This is a genomic window from Brucella tritici, from assembly GCF_008932295.1.
In the GTDB taxonomy this organism is placed as follows: Bacteria; Pseudomonadota; Alphaproteobacteria; order Rhizobiales; family Rhizobiaceae; genus Brucella; species Brucella tritici.
Genome location: NZ_WBWA01000070.1, coordinates 1 through 1,835 on the forward strand (window position 1 = coordinate 1; position 1,835 = coordinate 1,835).

Consider the following 1,835-nt stretch of genomic DNA (forward strand, 5'->3'; position numbering starts at 1 on the left):
TATAACAGCAATATACAGATGCGACAGATGGGCAAGATAGAGATGCGACATTTTTAGGTCGCGTGCCCTGTTCAGATCGAACGAGGAAAGGAAGACTGGGCGGCTCTTCACACGTATCCGTTTAGAGAGTTGCCATGTCTTGTTTGATTACGATGTCGCAGAAAGAACTCAATAGATTGGAAGTCATTCAGAAGATTCGAGATCGTCGTCTGACGGTTATCCAGGCGACTGCATTGCTGGATCTCAGCCGCAGCCAGATCCATCGTCTTTTACAGGCTTACGACAAGCTTGGGCATTCGGGTCTGATTTCGGGACGACGCGGACGCCCGAGCAATCGTCGTTACAGCGAGGATTTCCGGAATGCGGTGCTGGATCTGGTACGGGCTTATTATCGGGATTTTGGACCGACACTGGCCTGTGAGAAGCTTGCCGAACGCCACCGGCTTTCGGTCAGCAAGGAGACGCTGCGGCAATGGATGACGGTGGCGGGTTTGTGGACGTCACGGCGCGAACGCAAGCGACAACTGCATCAGCCGCGCGGTCGGCGTGATTGCTTTGGTGAGCTGGTACAGATCGATGGTTCGCATCATTGGTGGTTTGAGGAGCGGGGTCCCAAATGCGCCCTCCTCGTTTATATTGACGATGCCACGGGCAAGCTCCTGCATTTGCGCTTCGCTGGATCAGAGAACACGTTTGATTATTTTCATGCGACGAAGGCCTACCTGCAGCAATGGGGCAAGCCGCTGGCCTTTTACAGTGACAAACATGGTGTGTTTCGCACGACCCATGGTTCGCAGAAAGATCGCACGAGCGGTCTGACCCAGTTTGGCCGGGCGCTTTATGAACTCAACATCGACATTATCTGTGCCAATACCCCGCAGGCCAAAGGCCGTGTCGAGCGGGCAAACAGAACTTTGCAGGATCGTTTGGTCAAGGAATTGCGACTGCGCGGCATTGATACGATCGAAGCAGCCAATGCTTATGCGCCGGAATATATTGCAGACTTCAATGCCCGTTTTGGAAAGGATCCGCGCAATCCCAAAGATATGCACCGACCGCTGGCCGCACATGAGGACATCGATGGTGCGATGTGCCGGAAGGAAGTGCGGACACTGTCGCAAACACTGACGCTGCGTTACGACAAGGTGCTGTTCATCCTGGAGCCGACGGAGCTTGCAAAGCGGCTGGCTCGACAAAAGGTGATTGTCTGCGACTATCCCGATGGTCGTCTGGAGATCATGCATGGTACGGACACCCTGCCCTATACAACGTTCGACAAGCTTCGTTCTGTTCACCGGTCGCCTGTTGTCGAGAACAAGCGACTGGATGACATGCTTTCGATTGTGGCCGAGATGCAGGCGGGCCGGGAATTGCAACGCAGCAAGAGCGGTCCCCGTCGCACAGGTCAGACGAACCATCTGTTTGGCGTGCCTGATGGCAGTGTCGGGAACGGGTATCAGAAGCGTGAGCGCAAATCGCGCACCGCTTACATGAACGATCCTGACGTTATCGCGCGCCGGGAGAAGGCACTGATGAGGCGGACAGCAGCCGAATAATGATCGTCAATGCACCTCAATGTCGCTTTGGGTATCCGATTCCAGCTGCAGGCAAGCTGCCCAGAGCGGCGAAGAAGCTTCAGCTGGCGGGTGATGTCGTGCATGACCCAAAGCGACGGAATGATTGTTACTAAGAAAGCTAAAGCCGAAGGGCACCTATCGACCCGCCCCCATTCCTCGCTTGCAACCCTGACCAGCCACTCGGCATGGGGGCTGAACGTCAGCACCTGTCGCATCTCTAACTTGCTAAAAACGTCGCATCCCTAACTTGCCAAAACA

The 1,835-nt window shown here is 54.9% G+C and carries 1 protein-coding gene; it reads left to right on the forward strand.

Annotated features, from left to right (window positions below; translation table 11 throughout):
* Nucleotides 1-134: 134 nt before the first annotated feature.
* The gene (locus F9K91_RS25420; RefSeq protein ID WP_151679061.1) at nt 135-1,556 is read left to right on the forward strand and encodes an ISNCY family transposase; all 1,422 of its coding nucleotides are present in this window, start codon (nt 135-137) and stop codon (nt 1,554-1,556) included.
* The last annotated feature ends 279 nt before the right edge of the window (nt 1,557-1,835 follow it).